The following is a 14,625-nucleotide window of genomic DNA, read 5'->3' on the forward strand; positions in this document are numbered from 1 at the left end:
CGTCCTCGGGGCCGCCGGCCGTCGCGCCGGCGGCCGCGTGCTCCTGCTCCTCGACGTCCTCCACCTGGCCAGTGTCACCGATGACCTGCGCGGACCCCCGCCGGCCGTCAGCCGAACGGGCGGTTGAAGCGGGGCGGGGTGTACGGGACGTAGCGCGGGGCGGGGTCGGCGCCCAGGGCGGCGGCCCGGGCGTTCATCGCGGCTGCCGAGGTCGCCGGCCAGTGCCCACGGTCCAGTCGCTGGACGAGGGTGTCGATCGCGGCCTGCTGCTCGGCCGCCGAGAACGTGCAGTGCCCGACGGTCGCGGTGTACGTCTGCCGGAGCAGGGACGCGCTGCCCGCCCGTCGCACCAGGGACTCGTAGTGCTGCTGCTGGGCCACGGTGGAGATCTGGTCGCCGGTCGGTGACAGGGTCAGCACCGGGACCTGCAGCTCCCCGTCGAACACGATGCCCTCGGAGAAGCGGTCCACCGCGGCGGGGTCCGCGGCGATCCGGGGTGCCCCGGCCAGGGCGGCGAGGTCCGCGCGCAGGTCGATGCCGGCGGCTGCGTAGAGCTCGCGCACCACGCGGCGGGCCTCGGGGTCGGCCGCCTGGAGCTGTCGGGCGTAGTCCACACCGGTGTTCCACGAGGGGTTGCCACCGGCCGCGGCGGTGAGGGCGGCCCGGCTGCTCATGGCCTGTCCGATGTAGGGCAGCGGACCGCCGGCGAGAGCCAGGAAGGCGCCCTCCTGCAGGGCTGCGACGTCGTGGCGACCGGGCGGGGGCGGCTGCGTGCCGTCCGGCTGCACGCCCCAGTTCGGCAGCTGCCCGATCGCGGTCGCCAGCGCGATGCGGGCGCGGCCCTCGGGGGTCTGCTGGGCGGTGGTCAGCGCCTGGATCCAGGCCTGCTGGGCGGCCGGGACGTCGGGGACCTCGAGGACCGGCAGCCCGGGCGCGACGAGCTGCTCGAGCACGAAGACCGTGTCCAGCTTCTGGTTCCACTGCGGCACGGAGCCGCTGAGACCACCGCACATCGGGACGGCACCGTCGAACACGTCGGGGTGCACCTGGGCGACGCCGGCGGAGACGAACCCGCCCATCGAGGTGCCGGCGGCGACCGCGTGCCGGGCCGGGCCGTAGGCGGCCTCGAAGCGGGCCAGCGCCTCGGCCTGGTTGTCGATGGCGGAGGCGATGTCCCACCCGGTCACGGTGCGGGTGGTGCCGCCGCGGGCCGTGCCCTCGGCCAGCAGGCGCTGGGTCAGCGCCTCGGCGGGCCCGGCGCCGACGAAGTCCAGTGCGACGACCACCGTGCCGTTCCAGTCGGCCGGGACGAGGAACTCGTACGGGGTGCCGTCGGTGAGCACCCCGCTGATGCAGGTGGGTCGGGCTGCCGAGTCGACCTGGCAGGGGACCCCGCCGGCGGGCGCGGCTGCGGCGGGGGCCGTCGCCGTCCCCAGCAGCAGGGCGAGGGCGCCCACCACGGTGGCGGCCCGGCGGGTCCTCGGGGTGGTTCGGGAGCGGGTGCGCACGCGGCTGCCTCCACGGGTGGACGGGTGCGGCCGCCCGGTCGGGCCGCCGCGGCCGGCGGTTGTGACGGGGGCCACCGGACGGCGGCGAGCGTCCACCCGGACTCCCGATGATGTCAAGCAGCTTGAGATGTCCAGCCCGCTGCGAGACTCCCCGGTGTGGCAGGTGAGGGCACAGGGTCCCCGGTCGATCCCGGTCGTCTGCCCCGGGCGGCCGCGGGCCGGGTGGAGTACGTCGCCCAGCGGCTGGCGCGGGCGCTGACCCGGTCCACCGACGCGATCGCCGCCCGGCACGGCGTGAGCGTCCCGGAGTACCGGGTGCTGCTGCTGCTCAGCGACCAGGTGCCCCGCTCCAACGCCGAGCTCGCCCGGTTGTCGTTCGTGTCCGCCCAGGCCACCCACCTGGTGCTGGCCGACCTGGTGGCGCGGGGTCTGGCCGAGCGGGGGGCCCACCCGGAGAACCGCCGGATCCGGTTGGTCCGGCTCACCGACCAGGGCGCCGCCGTCCTGGAGGCCTGTCTGGCCGACGTGGTCGCCGTGGAGGACCGCCTGCACGCCGGCATGCCCCAGCCCGAGCGCGACCTCCTGCTGTCGGCCCTCACCCGGGCCGCGGAGACCCTGGCCGGCGGCCACTTCGGCGACCTGCACTCCGAGCGCGAGGCGACGGAGCGACGCCGACACCGGCCCTGAGCCCCGAGGGGCGCGTCGAGAACGTGCGGCACTTTCTTGACGGCCGTCACGCAGACGACTAGCTTCCTGTCACCGGTGAGCTGTGGATCACACCGACGTGATGCGGCGCGGCACGCGCCCAGGACTGGAGTTCGCGATGAAGAGGCTCATGACCGCGGCAGCGACCGCTGCCCTGCTCACCCTGGCCGCCTGCGGCGGGTCCGGGGACGACGGCGGGGAGTCGGCCGACGCGTCGGGCGGTGCCGGGGCCGTGCAGGCCGAGTTCTCCCAGGAGGCGGCCGACCTGCTGCCGCAGGCCATCCAGGACAGCGGCACCATGACGTGGACCGCGGCGCCCAAGCCGCCGTTCTACGTCGACGGCGAGGACGGGTTCACCGGGCTGGGCCCGGACCTGCAGGCCGCGATGGAGCAGGTGCTGGGCGTGGACATCGAGTTCCAGGCCACCGACGGGCTCAACTCGGTGCTGCTGTCCCTGCAGTCCGGCCGGGCCGACTTCTTCGTCGGGGGCGTGCGGGCCACCCCCGAGCGCCAGCAGGACTTCGACCTGGTGGGCTGGCTGACCGTCGGCCCCTCCTACCTGATCCCGGCCGAGCGGGCCGACGAGCTGACCGAGCCGGGCGACCTCTGCGGGCTGACGGTCGCCTACGAGGAGGGCAGCTCCATGGAGTCCTTCGTGACCGCGCTGGCCGAGGACTGCGCCGGTGGCAGCGACGGCGAGCTGACCCCGCTCCCGCTCACCGCCGACGGTGCCCGGCTGGCCGTGGACTCCGGGCGCGCCGACGCCTTCGCCGCCAACGAGAGCGACAGCCGCTACATCCAGCTGCAGCGCGAGGGCCGCTACGAGGTCATCGTGGAGGACACCGGCACGTCGGACCTGACGGCGGGCATGTCGCTGGCCGGGTCCGGCGTCGGGGAGGCCATGGCCGCTGCCTTCCAGGCGCTCATCGACCAGGGCGTCTACGAGGAGCTCATGACCGAGTGGAACCTCGCGGACTCGATGGTCGACGAGTCCGTGCTGAACCCGGCATGAGCGTCCAGGGCCCGGAGTCCCCGGCCCGGTCGGTGGTCGGAGCGACCCGGGCGACCGACGGGGGGACGACGGTGGACGCGCGGGACAGCCGCCCCGAACGCCGTCCCCTGCTGTGGCTGGCCTGGGTCGTGCTCGTGCTGCTCGTGGCCCAGGTGGTCGCCTTCGTGCTGCGCAGCGACCGGCTGGAGCTGTCGGTCGTGGGGGAGTACCTGTTCGCCGAGCCGATCCTGGACGGGCTGGTCACCACCGTCGTCCTCACCGCCGTCGCCACGGTGCTGGGCACCGCACTGGGGGCGCTGGTGTGCCTGGCCCGGCTCAGCTCGCTGGCCCCGGTCCGCTACCTGGCCACGGCCTGGATCGCGGTCTTCCGCAGCGTGCCCCCGCTGGTGCAGCTGCTGTTCTGGTTCAACCTGGCCTACCTGGTGCCCGTGCTGTCGCTCGGCATCCCGTTCGGGCCGTCGTTCGGGGAGTGGAGCGCCAACGACGTCATCACCCCGTACACCGCCGCGGTCGTCGGGCTGTCGCTCTACAACAGCCCCTACAGCGCGGAGATCATCCGGTCGGGGCTGTCGGCGGTGCCGCGGGGTCAGCTCGAGGCGGCCAGCTCCCTGGGGCTGCCCGGGCGGGACACCTTCTTCCGCATCCGGCTCCCGCAGGCCACCCGGATCATCCTGCCGCCGATGGGCAGCCAGGTGATCTCGCTGCTCAAGGGCACCTCGCTGGTCAGCGTGATCGCGATGACCGACCTGCTCGGCGCCGCCCGCGAGGTCTACACCCGCACCTTCGAGGTCGTGCCGCTGCTCATCGTCGCGATCGTCTGGTACATCGTCCTCGTGGCGGCCCTCACCGCAGGGCAGTCCTGGTTGGAACGGCGGTTCTCCCGTGGCTACTGACCCAGCGACCCCGGTGCTGCGCGCCCGCGGTGTGGGCAAGGTGTTCGGCGAGGTCACCGCCCTGGAGGACGTCGACCTCGACGTCACCGAGGGCGAGGTCGTCGTCGTCATCGGCCCCTCGGGGTCGGGCAAGTCGACGCTGGTGCGCTGCATCGACCAGCTCGAGCAGATCGACGCCGGCTCCATCGAGCTCGACGGCGAGCTGCTCGGCTTCCGGGTCGACCGCGGTGGCGTGCTGCGCCGGCTGCCCGCCCGCAGGACCGCGCCCCAGCGGCGCCGGATGGGCATGGTCTTCCAGTCGTTCAACCTCTTCGCCCACCTCACCGTGGAGCGCAACGTCTGGGAGGCCCCGGTGCGCTCGCTCGGCGAGCCGGTCTCCGAGGCCAGGGCCCGGGCCCGGGAGCTGCTCGACCGGGTCGGGCTCGCCCACAAGGGCGAGGCCTACCCGGTGCAGCTGTCCGGCGGCCAGCAGCAACGGGTGGCGATCGCCCGGGCGCTGGCGATGCGCCCCCGGCTGATGCTCTTCGACGAGCCCACCAGCGCGCTGGACCCCGAGCTCGTCGGTGAGGTGCTCGCCGTCATGAAGTCCCTGGCCCAGGAGCGCACCACGATGGTCGTGGTGACGCACGAGCTCCAGTTCGCCCGCGAGGTCGCCGACCGCGTCGTCTTCATGGACGCCGGCCGGGTCGTCGAGCAGGGCCCGCCCGACGAGCTGTTCGGCCGGCCGCAGACGGAGCGGCTGCAGGCGTTCCTGCACCGGTTCTCCGCCGCCTCCTGAGGCCCCCACACCCCCCGTCCCTCCCACGCCGACGTCCTCCACCGGTCCCGCCCAGGCGGGCGACCGGGGTGCCCGTCGGGTCTGGAGCCCCACCGTGCCCACGAACGAGACACCCACCCCCGAGACCGACGACCGGCCGCTGGCCGGGATCCGGGTCCTCGACCTGACCCGCGCGCTCGCCGGGCCCTACGCGACCCTGCTGCTGGCCGGCCTCGGTGCCGAGGTGGTCAAGGTCGAGGACCCCGACTCCGGCGACCTGGCCCGGGAGAACAGCCCCTACCTGGGGGCGGACGGCGTCACCGTGGGCCGGCAGGGCCCCGACGACGTCTCGCTCTCCCACCTCACCCGGTCCCGCGGCAAGTCCGGCGTGACCCTGGACCTCAAGCACCCGATGGCCGCCGAGGTCTTCACCGACCTGGTGGCCAGGTGTGACGTCGTGGTGGAGAACTTCACCGCCGGCACCGCCGAGCGCCTCGGGGTGGACTACGCGCGGGTCAAGGAGGTCAACCCGCGCGCGGTGTACCTCTCCCTCAGCGGCTTCGGGCAGGACACCCGGGCCGGCAGCAAGGCGATGGACGTGCTGGTCCAGGCGCTGAGCGGGGTCATGTACACCAGCGGCGAGGCCGAGGACCCGCCGGTGCGGCTGGGCATCCCGGTGGCGGACATGCTCGCCCCGGTCTTCGGCGTCATCGGCATCCTGGCGGCACTGGAGCGCCGGCACCGGACGGGCCTGGGCGACTGGGTCGACGTCTCCATGCTGGGTGCGCTCACCTCCTTCGTCGCCATCGAGAACTGGGGCGCGATGGCCGAGGCCGGCATGGAGGCCCGCACCGGGCGCACCGTGCACCGGCTCTCGCCCTTCGGCGTCTTCGAGTGCGCCGACGGCTGGGTGGCGGTCGTCGCGGTGCACGACAAGCTGGCCACCGGCCTGTTCAGCGCCATGGGCGACCCCACGCTCGGGGACGACGACCGGTTCCGCAGCCGGGACCGCCGGGTCGCCAACGCCCGCGAGCTGGAGGCCCGCATCGAGGCGTGGACCAGGACCCTCCCGGTCGCGGAGGTGCTGGACCTGCTGGAGCGGCAGGGCGTGCCGGCGGCCCCGGTGCGCACACCGGAGGAGGCACTCGCCGACCCGGGCACGCTGCGCCGGCAGGAGTCCGTCCCGGTCGTGCACCCGGTGCACGGCCCGGCCGAGGGCCTGCACACCGCCGGGGTGCCGATCACGTTCACCTCGGGCAGCGTCGGCTTCGACGACGTCCTGCCGCTGCACCTGGGGCAGCACAACGACCACGTCTACGGCGACCTGCTCGGCTACGACGAGGAGCGGGTGCAGGAGCTGCGGGACCGCGGGGTCATCTGATGCCGTCCCCGTACCAGGCACTGGTTGCGGCGCACGCCGCCCGTCGGGACCCCGCCGGCTGGCGGGGTGCGGGACCCGTCGTGCTGCTGGTCGGACCGGTCTCGGCGACCGAGCTCGTGCTGGCGGCGGGGATGCACCCGGTCGAGCTCTCCGCGGACCCGGACGCGGCCACCCCGACCCTCGACGAGCTCGCCGGGCCGGTGGCGCTGGGGTGGCGGGGGCGTTCGCTGCTGGACCAGGTGCTGGCCGCGCGGGACGACGCCGCCGCGGTGCTGTTCACCGGGACGACGTCGGCCGACGCCGGGCTGTACGCCACGGTGCGGGAGCTGGCCCGCACCACCGGCGTCGCCCTCCCGCCGTGCCACCACCTCGACGCCCCGGGCCTGGACCGGGACACCTCGCGCCGCTACCGCCGGGAACGGCTGACCGGGGCGATGGCCTGGCTCGGGGGCGTCGGCGGGAGCGAGGTCACCCCGGGACGGCTGCGCGAGGCTGCCGCGGTCGTCGCGTCCCGGGACGCCGTCCTCGCCGAGCTGCGCGCCGAGCAGGCGTCGGTCCGGCCGCGCCTGGGCGGCCACGCCGTGCAGGTCGCCGGGCAGGCCGGGGCCGCGCTGGGGCCGGCCGCCCACGAGCAGCTGCTCGCCGCCCTGGTGGCCGAGGGGTTCGCCTCCGCCCCGGCCCCGGTCGGCAACGGGCCCCGGATCGTGCTGTCGGGCAGCGTCCAGGACGAACCGTGGCTGACCGCCGTGCTCGAGGAGTCCGGCGCGGTGGTGCTCGACGCCTCCGGGGGCGGCGTCGCCCGCGCCCTGGACCGCACGCCCGACGTCGTGGGCGCCCTCGCCGAGCGGCCGGTGCGCTGGTCCGGACGTCCGGCTGCCGACGACGGGGAGCTGGTGGCCGACCTCGTGCGCCGGGCTCGCGAGGCCGACGCCACCACCCTCGTGCACGCCGCGTGGGACGGCGACGAGGTGGCCGCCTGGGACGGCGCCCGGTTGCAGGCCGGTGCGCCCGCCGACCTCCGGGTGGTCGTCGTCCGCGGCTCGGCCGGGCGGCACCGGGCAGCCGGGTTCTCCGCGGACCGGGCCGGCAGCGGACCTCGCCCGCGGCCCGTGGCGACCGCGACGGACCGGCCGGCCCGGCCCGCCCCGCCGGGGGCGCGGTCCCGGAAGGTGCTGACCGTCAGCGACTCCTTCAGCGCCCACCAGCGGGAGTGGTTCGCCGAGACCACCCAGCGGGCGCGCGAGGGCGAGCCGTTCGCCGTCGTCTCGGCCGACTACCCGCACGAGCTGCTGCGGGCGATGGACGTGCCCTACGTGGTCACCCAGTGGTGGGCCTCGATCGTCGGGGCCAAGCGGCTCACCGCCGGCCACGCCGAGGTGCTGGCCGCCGCCGGGTACGCCGCGGACGTCGAGCCCTACAGCGCGCAGGGCCTCGCCAGCCACCTCGCCACCGGGGAGGAGCCGTGGGGCGGGTTGCCCCGTCCGGACCTGCTCGGGGCCTCGCTCGGCACCCCGCCCACCCAGCGGCTGTACACCGCGTGGGCCCGGGAGACCGGTGCCCGGTACCTGCCGCTGGAGCGGTCGGCCGAGACGCGCTGGGAGCTGTCCCCGACCTGGTGGGAGGACCTGCGGCACGACTGGGACACCGCCCTGGAACCGGCCCGGCTGGACCTGCTGCAGGCCGAGCTGGCCGGGGTGGTGCGCGGGGTGCAGGAGCAGACCGGGCGGCGGCTGGACCCCGACCGGCTCGCCGAGGTGCTCCAGCTGGCCAACGAGCAGGCGCAGGCCAACCGGGAGGCCCGCGACCTGCTGGCGGCGGCCCGCCCGGCCCCGGCCGGGGTGGTGGACACCATGCCGGCCACGATGGTGCCGCAGTGGCACCGCGGGTCGGTCTGGGCCCGTGACGCCGCCCGCGCCCTGCGTGACGAGCTCGCCGAGCGGGTGGCGGCCGGGCAGGGCGTGGTCGCCGACGAACGGCTGCGGCTGATGTGGGTGGGCCGTGGCATGTGGGGCGACACCGGGCTGTACCAGCACCTCGAGGACACTCACGGCGCGGTGTTCGTCTGGTCGATGTACCTGGCGCTGGCCGCCGACGGCTACGAGCGGCAGTGTGCCCCCGGGCAGGACCCTGTGCGGGCGCTGGCCAGCAGGTTCGCCGTGATGGGCGACGAGCTGAGGATGCCCGGGTGGGCCGGCCCCTGGCACGTCGAGGAGGCCCGGCGGCACGGGGTGGACGCCGCCGTGGCCATCGCCGACGCCGACCCCTTCGTCGTCCGCAGCCTGGAGGCGGCCGGCGTCCCGGTTCTCCGGCTGGACCTGGACAACACCGCGCACGACGGTGGCGCCCTCGCCCGACGCCGACTGGAGGACTTCGTCGCGGGGCTGCACCCGGTCCGGTGAGCCGCCCGGGCGTGCTGCGCGGGTACTTCCTGGGCTACGTGCTCGGTGCGCTGAGCTCGGGCACCGGCATCTGGATGCTCCGGCTGGGCCAGACGCTGGCGCTGCTGCAGGTGCCCGACGTCGCCGGCTGGGCCTTCGGGGTGCTCGCCGCCCTGCAGACCGTGCCGGTGGTGCTGTTCTCCCCGGTGGTCGGGGTGCTGGCCGACCGGGTGCCCCGGCTGGCGCTGCTGCTGGCCGGGCAGCTGTTGATGTCCGCCGTGGCCGTCGTCGAGGCCGTCCGTGCCCTCACCGGCACCCACCTGCTGGCCCCCTCGCTCGTGCTGGCCGCCGTGCTGGGGTGCGCGGCCGCCCTCGACCAGCCGGTGCGGACGTCCGCCGTCTCCGACCTGGTCCCCGCCCGGGACCTGCCGCGCGGGGTGGGCGCGGTGGTGCTCACCACGCAGCTGGGCCGGGTCCTGGGCCCGGCCGCCTGTGCCGGGCTGACCGCCGTACGGGGCACCGCCGCGGTCTTCGTGGGGTGCGTCGGGCTCTTCGCCGTGTTCACCGCGACCCTGCTGCCCGGACTGCGCAGGCGCAGCCGGGGGAGGCCCCGGACCGCCGGCGGCCTGCGCCGGGCGTGGGCGGCCCTGCGGGACGACCCGGCGCTGCTCGTGGTGCTGTGGTTCGTCGGCTGCGGTGGGCTCGTGGGTCCGAACCTGACCACGCTGAGCACCCTGACCGTCAGCGGGGAGTTCGGCGGGGGTGCTCTCCAGGTGAGCATCGCGACGCTGGCCCTCGCCGTGGGAGCCGTCGCCGGGGCGGTGTGGACCACGGTCGGGCTGCGGGGACCGTCGCCGGTGTCGGTCGGTCTGGGCACGGTCGCCTGCGGCGTGACGGCCTCGGCATCGGGACTCGCACCGACGTACCCGCTCTACCTCGGGGCGCTGGTGCTGTGCGGTGCACGTCGCTGTTCATGGCCTCCCAGGGCAGTGCCCTCGTGCAGGTCCGGGTCCCCGACGAGCTCCGGGGGGTGGTCACCGGGTTGTTCACGGTGGCCCTGATCGTGGGCGTGCCGCTGGGGGCGCCGCTCATGGGCCTGGGGTCCGACGTGCTCGGGCCCCGGTCCACGGCGGTCCTCGCCGGTGCCGCCGTGGTCGTCGCCGCCGTCGGGGGGCTCGCGTGGTCGCGGCGCCCCGGGCTTCCGCCACGCGGAAGTCCCGTTCCGCCGACCCCGTGACGGCAGTCACGCTCGACCCGTCACCGCCGACGCCCCAGGAGGACCCCGCATGACCTCGATCGTCCGCGACCAGTGGTACGTCGCCGCCTACGGGCGCGAGATCGGCAGTGGCCCGGACCGGGAGGTCTTCGGGCGGACGATCTGCGGGGAGTCGATCCTGTTCTGGCGACGGGAGGACGGTGTGGTCACCGCCATGAGCGACCGGTGCGTGCACCGGCGGTTCCCGTTGAGCGAGAAGCCCAGCCACCTCGTCGGGGACACCGTCGTCTGCGGCTACCACGGCTTCACCTACGGGGCCGACGGGAAGTGCGTCGCCGTCCCCGGTCAGACCCGGGTGCCGCGCACCGCCCGGCTCAAGACGTACCCGGTGGTCGAGCAGGACAGCTTCGTCTGGGTCTTCATCGGCGAGGACGAGAAGGCCGAGAGCGTGCCGGTCCCGCGCGCGCCCTGGCTGGACCAGGAGGGGTACGCAACGGTCAGCGGCATGGAGCCGCTCGCCGCGCGGGCCAGCCTGCTGGTCGACAACCTCATGGACCTCTCCCACGAGACGTACCTGCACGGCGGCTACATCGGCACGCCCGAGGTGGCGAACACCCCGATCACCACCGAGGTCGACGAGGACGCCCAGGTCGTCTACGTCTCCCGGCACATGGACGACGCCGACTGCCCGCCCTTCTACGCCAACTCCACCGGCATCCAGGGCCGCATCGTGCGCTGGCAGGACATCGAGTTCCACCCGCCGTGCCTCTACCTGCTGCACAGCAGGGTCGCCCCGGTCGGCGTGCTGCCGGCCGAGGACGGCACCGACCCGGGCGGCTTCCACGTCGAGGTCGTCTACGCGATCACCCCGGAGACCGAGCACTCCACGCACGACTTCTGGGCCGTCGCTCGCGACTTCGCCCTCGACGACCAGGGGGTCAGCGACTACCTCGCGGAGAGCAACCGCACCGTCGTGCTGCAGGACGTGCACGCCCTCGACGCGCTCGAGCGGGTCCTGGCCGGGGAGCCCGACGGCTACCAGGAGCTGTCGATCAACATCGACACCGGTGGGCTCGCCGCGCGCCGGATCATCGCCGCCCAGGCCGCGGCCGGCGCCGAGCGCGTGCCCGACAGCCCCGCGGTCCTCAGCCGGTGACCCCCACGCCCACCCGGATGCTGGACGGCGACCGGGTCACCCGGGTGGCCTGGCTGCCCGGCAACGACCGGCTCGTGGGGGAGTGCTCCTGCGGGGCGTCCGCCGAGGCCGGTGACCCGATCCACCTGCAGGACTGGCTGCTCGCCCACCCCGACCACCCGGCCACCGTGGTCGAGCCCGACCAGGAGACGGTCGAGCACGTGCCGCCCCCGCACCGGGTGCTGCACCCGTGGCAGGCCGCAGGCGATCGGCGGGCGGTCACGTGAGGCTGCGAGTCGCGGGGCGGACCGAGGGCGCGGAGGGCGTCGTCGTCCTCGAGCTCGCCGACCCCACCGGCGCCGACCTGCCCGCCTGGACCCCCGGCGCGCACGTCGACCTCCTGCTGACCGACGACCTGACCCGGCAGTACTCGCTGTGCGGCGACCCGGCCGACCGGTCGGTCTACCGGATCGGGGTGCTGCGCGAACCGGCCGGGCGGGGCGGCTCGGCGTACGTGCACGACCGGCTCCGCGAGGGGGACGACGTCGACGTGCAGGGCCCGCGCAACCACTTCGAGCTGGCGCCCTCCCCGCGGTACCTCTTCATCGCCGGCGGCATCGGCATCACCCCGATCCTGCCGATGGCCGCCGCCGCGCGGGCAGCGGGCGCCGACCACGAGCTGCACTACGGCGGCCGCAGCCGGCGCTCGATGGCGTTCCTGGCCGAGCTCGAGGGCACGCTGCACCCGCAGGACGAGGTCGGCCTGCTCGACCTCGACGCCCTGCTCGGCACCCCGCGGCCGGACACGCTGGTCTACTGCTGCGGCCCCGAGCCGCTGCTGGCCGCCGTCGAGGAGCACTGCGCCGCTTGGCCCGCCGGGACGTTGCACGTGGAACGGTTCGCCTCCAAGGGCGTCGGCGACGTCGTCCGCGCCGAGGGGTTCGAGGTCGAGTTGAGCCTCACCGGGACGACGATCACGGTCACCCCGGAGCAGTCCGTGCTGGCCGCGCTCGAGGCCGCGGGGGTCGACGTCCTCTCCTCCTGCCAGGAGGGCACCTGCGGCACCTGCGAGACCGCGGTGCTGGCCGGCGAGGTGGACCACCGGGACTCCCTGCTCACCCCCGACGAGCAGGCCGCCCACGACACGATGTTCGTCTGCGTCTCGCGCGCTGCCGGGCCACGGCTCGTCCTGGAGCTGTGACACTGCCGCGGTGAGGACGGCGAACGGCAAGCTGCTCGCCGTCCTGGACGCCTTCGGCCGGGACCGTCCGGTGCTCACCCTCTCCGAGCTGGCCCGGGCGGTGGGGGTGCCGCTGTCCACCGCGCACCGGCTGGTCGCCGAGCTCACCGCGTGGGGTGGCCTGGAGCGCGACGCGGACGGCGGCTACCGCGTGGGCCTGCGGCTGTGGGAGCTCGGGGCGCTCGCCCCGCGGGGACTGGGGCTGCGCGAGGTGGCGCTGCCGTTCATGGAGGACCTGTACGAGGTCACCCACGAGAACGTGCAGCTCGCGGTGCGGGACGGGGCCGAGGTGGTCTTCGTCGAGCGGTTCGCCGCCCGGGGCGCGGTGACCGTGCTGACCCGGGTGGGCGGGCGGTTCGCGCTGCCGCCCACCGGGGTGGGGCTGGTGCTGCTGGCGCACGCCCCGGTCGAGGTGCAGGAGGAGGTGCTGGGCGCCCCGTTGCAGCGGCACACCCGGCACACCGTGGTCGACCCCGGTCGGCTGCGCCGGGTGCTGGCCGAGGTGCGCCGCGCCGGGCACGCGGTCAGCGACCGGCAGGTCACCGACGACGCGGTGTCGGTCGCTGCGCCGGTGTGGGAGCGCGGGCAGGTGGTCGCGGCGCTGTCGATCGTGGTGCGCGGGGAGTCCGCCGCCGTCGTCCGGCCCTTCGTGCCCGGGGTGATGGCGGCCGCGCGCGGGATCAGCCGGTCGCTGCCGGGGTGACCCGGTCGTCGACCACCCGGTCGCGGCCGGTGCGCTTGGCCTCGTAGAGGTGCCCGTCGGCGCGGCTGAGCAGCTCCGAGGGGGCGGCCGTGGCCGACCACCGCGTGCTGGTGGCACCGATGCTGACCGTCACCGGGACGGCGCCGGTGAGCGACTCCCACGGGTGCTCGGCGATGGACCGGCGGACCTCCTCCAGGCGTCGCGCGGCTGTCTCGGCGTCCAGCCCGACCAGCACCAGCAGGAACTCCTCCCCGCCCATCCGGGCCGCGAAGGAACCCGGCGGCTCGGGCGTCACGGCACCCTCCAGCAGCGAGGCGACCCGGCGGAGCACCTCGTCGCCCACCTCGTGGGAGCAGGTGTCGTTCACGGCCTTGAAGTGGTCCAGGTCCAGCAGAGCGACCTCGGTGGCCTGGCCCTGCACCGCGGCCTGCACGAGCAGGGCGGGCAGCTGGTCGTCGACGTGGCGGCGGTTGTAGAGCCCGGTCAGCGGGTCGCGCAGCGACAGCTCGCGGTACCGGCGGCTCTGCCGGCGGGCCTCGGTGGTCTCGTACATCGCCTGCAGCGTGCGGGCCCGGGAGTCCCGCTGGGCGTCGAGCTGGTCCAGCGCGTCGCGGGTGTAGGTCACGTGCTCGGTGTAGGCGGCCTCGAAGTCACCCTGCGCGGCGTGCAGCTCGGCCTGGGCGCGGCGGGCACGCACCCGGATGGCGGTCAGCCCGTGGGTCTCGCACCGCCGGACGCACTCGTCCAGGCTGGCCTGGGCCTCGCCGAGGTGGCCGCGGGCGCGCTGCACCTCGGCGTGGGTGAGGAGGAAGTCGGCACCGTCGTCCCCGTCGGGGGAGCCGGCGAGCACCTCCGGGGTCAGCGCCGGCCGCAGTGCCGCCTCGGCGTCGTCGAGGCGGCCGAGCCCGACGAGCACCCGGGCCACGGTGTCCAGCCGGCCGACGTCCAGCCCGATGCCGTGCTGGGCCGACAGCGCCTGCAGCCGGGTGGAGCGCTCCAGCGCGGTGTCGTGCACCCCGGCCAGGGAGGCGGTGTAGGCGCTGTTGTTGAGGATCAGGAGCAGCCGGTCCAGGTCGCCCAGGGCCTCGGCCCGCTCGAGCACCTCGGAGTAGCGGTGCTGGGCGGTGGCGTCGGCCTGCAGGCCCAGGCAGTCGGCCAGCCGCACGCGGTGGTCGATCTGCAGCTGTGCCGGGGCGTCGTCGGCCAGCAGCTCGACGGCGTGCACGGCGTGCTCCAGGGCCACCGCGAGGTCGCCCAGCTCCTGGAACACCGAGGCCAGCAGGAAGTGGCTGCGGGAGAGCAGGTGGGTGGCCTCGTGGTCGGTCGCCCAGCGGTGCACGTCGTGCGCGGTGCGGCCGGCCTCGGCCACGTGCCCGCGGCGACGGCGGACGTCGGCGGCCACCAGGTCGGCCCGCAGCTCGAACTCGGTGAGCCCGAGAGCACGGGCGTCGGCCGCGGCCACCTCGGCGCCGCGGGCGGCCAGGTCCATGTCCCGGTCGAAGCGGGAGAGGGCCTCGAGGTCGTCGAGGGTGGCCTCGAGGCGGGCGGCGGTGGGCGCGGTCGAGGGCACGGCAACAGGCACGGCGGCACCCGCTGCCTGCCCGCCCGTCACCACCATCGCGTCGCCCACGTCCTCCCCATCGTCAGTCCGGCCCCCCTCATGAACCCGGGAGTGCCGCTTCCCACCCTCCCGGGTG

The 14,625-nt window shown here is 75.3% G+C and carries 13 protein-coding genes; 11 read left to right on the forward strand and 2 right to left on the reverse strand.

Annotated elements, in window-relative coordinates; genetic code table 11:
• Nucleotides 1-107: 107 nt before the first annotated feature.
• Entirely contained in the window at nucleotides 108-1,457 is a 1,350-nt protein-coding gene (locus tag F1C76_11985; protein QNG39195.1) for a hypothetical protein, read from the reverse strand.
• A 207-nt stretch (nucleotides 1,458-1,664) separates the two neighbouring features.
• On the opposite strand from F1C76_11985, the gene F1C76_11990 reads away from it, so the two are divergent.
• From F1C76_11990 to F1C76_12040, 11 genes are all read left to right on the forward strand, one after another.
• Nucleotides 1,665-2,195, forward strand: coding sequence for a MarR family transcriptional regulator (locus F1C76_11990; GenBank protein ID QNG37213.1), 531 nt, complete (start codon nucleotides 1,665-1,667; stop codon nucleotides 2,193-2,195).
• Between the two features lie 148 nt (nucleotides 2,196-2,343).
• Complete coding sequence (locus tag F1C76_11995; GenBank protein QNG37214.1) at nucleotides 2,344-3,225, forward strand: transporter substrate-binding domain-containing protein; 882 nt, start codon at nucleotides 2,344-2,346, stop codon at nucleotides 3,223-3,225.
• On the forward strand, nucleotides 3,222-4,118 hold the full coding sequence (locus F1C76_12000; protein QNG37215.1) for an amino acid ABC transporter permease: 897 nt from the start codon (nucleotides 3,222-3,224) through the stop codon (nucleotides 4,116-4,118). Before F1C76_11995 ends, F1C76_12000 begins: the two co-directional genes overlap by 4 nt.
• 13 nt (nucleotides 4,119-4,131) lie before the next feature.
• On the forward strand, nucleotides 4,132-4,896 hold the full coding sequence (locus F1C76_12005; protein QNG39196.1) for an amino acid ABC transporter ATP-binding protein: 765 nt from the start codon (nucleotides 4,132-4,134) through the stop codon (nucleotides 4,894-4,896).
• A gap of 148 nt (nucleotides 4,897-5,044) precedes the next feature.
• Nucleotides 5,045-6,256: a CoA transferase gene (locus tag F1C76_12010; GenBank protein QNG39197.1), complete on the forward strand. Its 1,212-nt coding sequence runs from the start codon at nucleotides 5,045-5,047 to the stop codon at nucleotides 6,254-6,256.
• Between the two features lie 1,169 nt (nucleotides 6,257-7,425).
• A complete protein-coding gene (locus F1C76_12015; protein QNG39198.1) occupies nucleotides 7,426-8,655 on the forward strand; it encodes a 2-hydroxyacyl-CoA dehydratase in 1,230 nt (409 codons plus the stop codon).
• Nucleotides 8,652-9,695, forward strand: coding sequence for an MFS transporter (locus tag F1C76_12020; protein ID QNG37216.1), 1,044 nt, complete (start codon nucleotides 8,652-8,654; stop codon nucleotides 9,693-9,695). The genes F1C76_12015 and F1C76_12020 overlap by 4 nt, the downstream gene beginning before the upstream one ends.
• A gap of 225 nt (nucleotides 9,696-9,920) precedes the next feature.
• Nucleotides 9,921-11,006 carry an aromatic ring-hydroxylating dioxygenase subunit alpha gene (locus tag F1C76_12025; protein ID QNG37217.1) on the forward strand — a complete coding sequence of 362 codons (1,086 nt, stop codon included), beginning with the start codon at nucleotides 9,921-9,923 and terminating at the stop codon, nucleotides 11,004-11,006.
• Complete coding sequence (locus F1C76_12030) at nucleotides 11,003-11,272, forward strand: hypothetical protein (GenBank protein ID QNG37218.1); 270 nt, start codon at nucleotides 11,003-11,005, stop codon at nucleotides 11,270-11,272. Before F1C76_12025 ends, F1C76_12030 begins: the two co-directional genes overlap by 4 nt.
• Complete coding sequence (locus tag F1C76_12035; GenBank protein ID QNG37219.1) at nucleotides 11,269-12,186, forward strand: oxidoreductase; 918 nt, start codon at nucleotides 11,269-11,271, stop codon at nucleotides 12,184-12,186. The genes F1C76_12030 and F1C76_12035 overlap by 4 nt, the downstream gene beginning before the upstream one ends.
• Entirely contained in the window at nucleotides 12,155-12,928 is a 774-nt protein-coding gene (locus F1C76_12040; protein ID QNG37220.1) for an IclR family transcriptional regulator, read from the forward strand. The genes F1C76_12035 and F1C76_12040 overlap by 32 nt, the downstream gene beginning before the upstream one ends.
• On the opposite strand, the gene F1C76_12045 is transcribed toward F1C76_12040, so the two are convergent.
• Nucleotides 12,906-14,546: a GGDEF domain-containing protein gene (locus F1C76_12045; GenBank protein ID QNG39199.1), complete on the reverse strand. Its 1,641-nt coding sequence runs from the start codon at nucleotides 14,544-14,546 to the stop codon at nucleotides 12,906-12,908. The two genes, F1C76_12040 and F1C76_12045, sit on opposite strands and share 23 nt — an antisense overlap.
• Nucleotides 14,547-14,625: the final 79 nt, after the last annotated feature.

The sequence above is a fragment of the Geodermatophilaceae bacterium NBWT11 genome, assembly GCA_014218215.1.
Taxonomy (GTDB): Bacteria; Actinomycetota; Actinomycetes; order Mycobacteriales; family Geodermatophilaceae; genus Klenkia.

What these genes read in the sequence shown, in the direction of transcription:
- F1C76_12000 (QNG37215.1), top strand. Translation starts at nt 3,222, where the DNA reads ATGAGCGTCCAGGGCCCGGAGTCCCCGGCCCGGTCGGTGGTCGGAGCG.
- F1C76_12045 (QNG39199.1), bottom strand. Translation starts at nt 14,546, where the DNA reads ATGGTGGTGACGGGCGGGCAGGCAGCGGGTGCCGCCGTGCCTGTTGCC.
- F1C76_11995 (QNG37214.1), top strand. Translation starts at nt 2,344, where the DNA reads ATGACCGCGGCAGCGACCGCTGCCCTGCTCACCCTGGCCGCCTGCGGC.
- F1C76_12025 (QNG37217.1), top strand. Translation starts at nt 9,921, where the DNA reads ATGACCTCGATCGTCCGCGACCAGTGGTACGTCGCCGCCTACGGGCGC.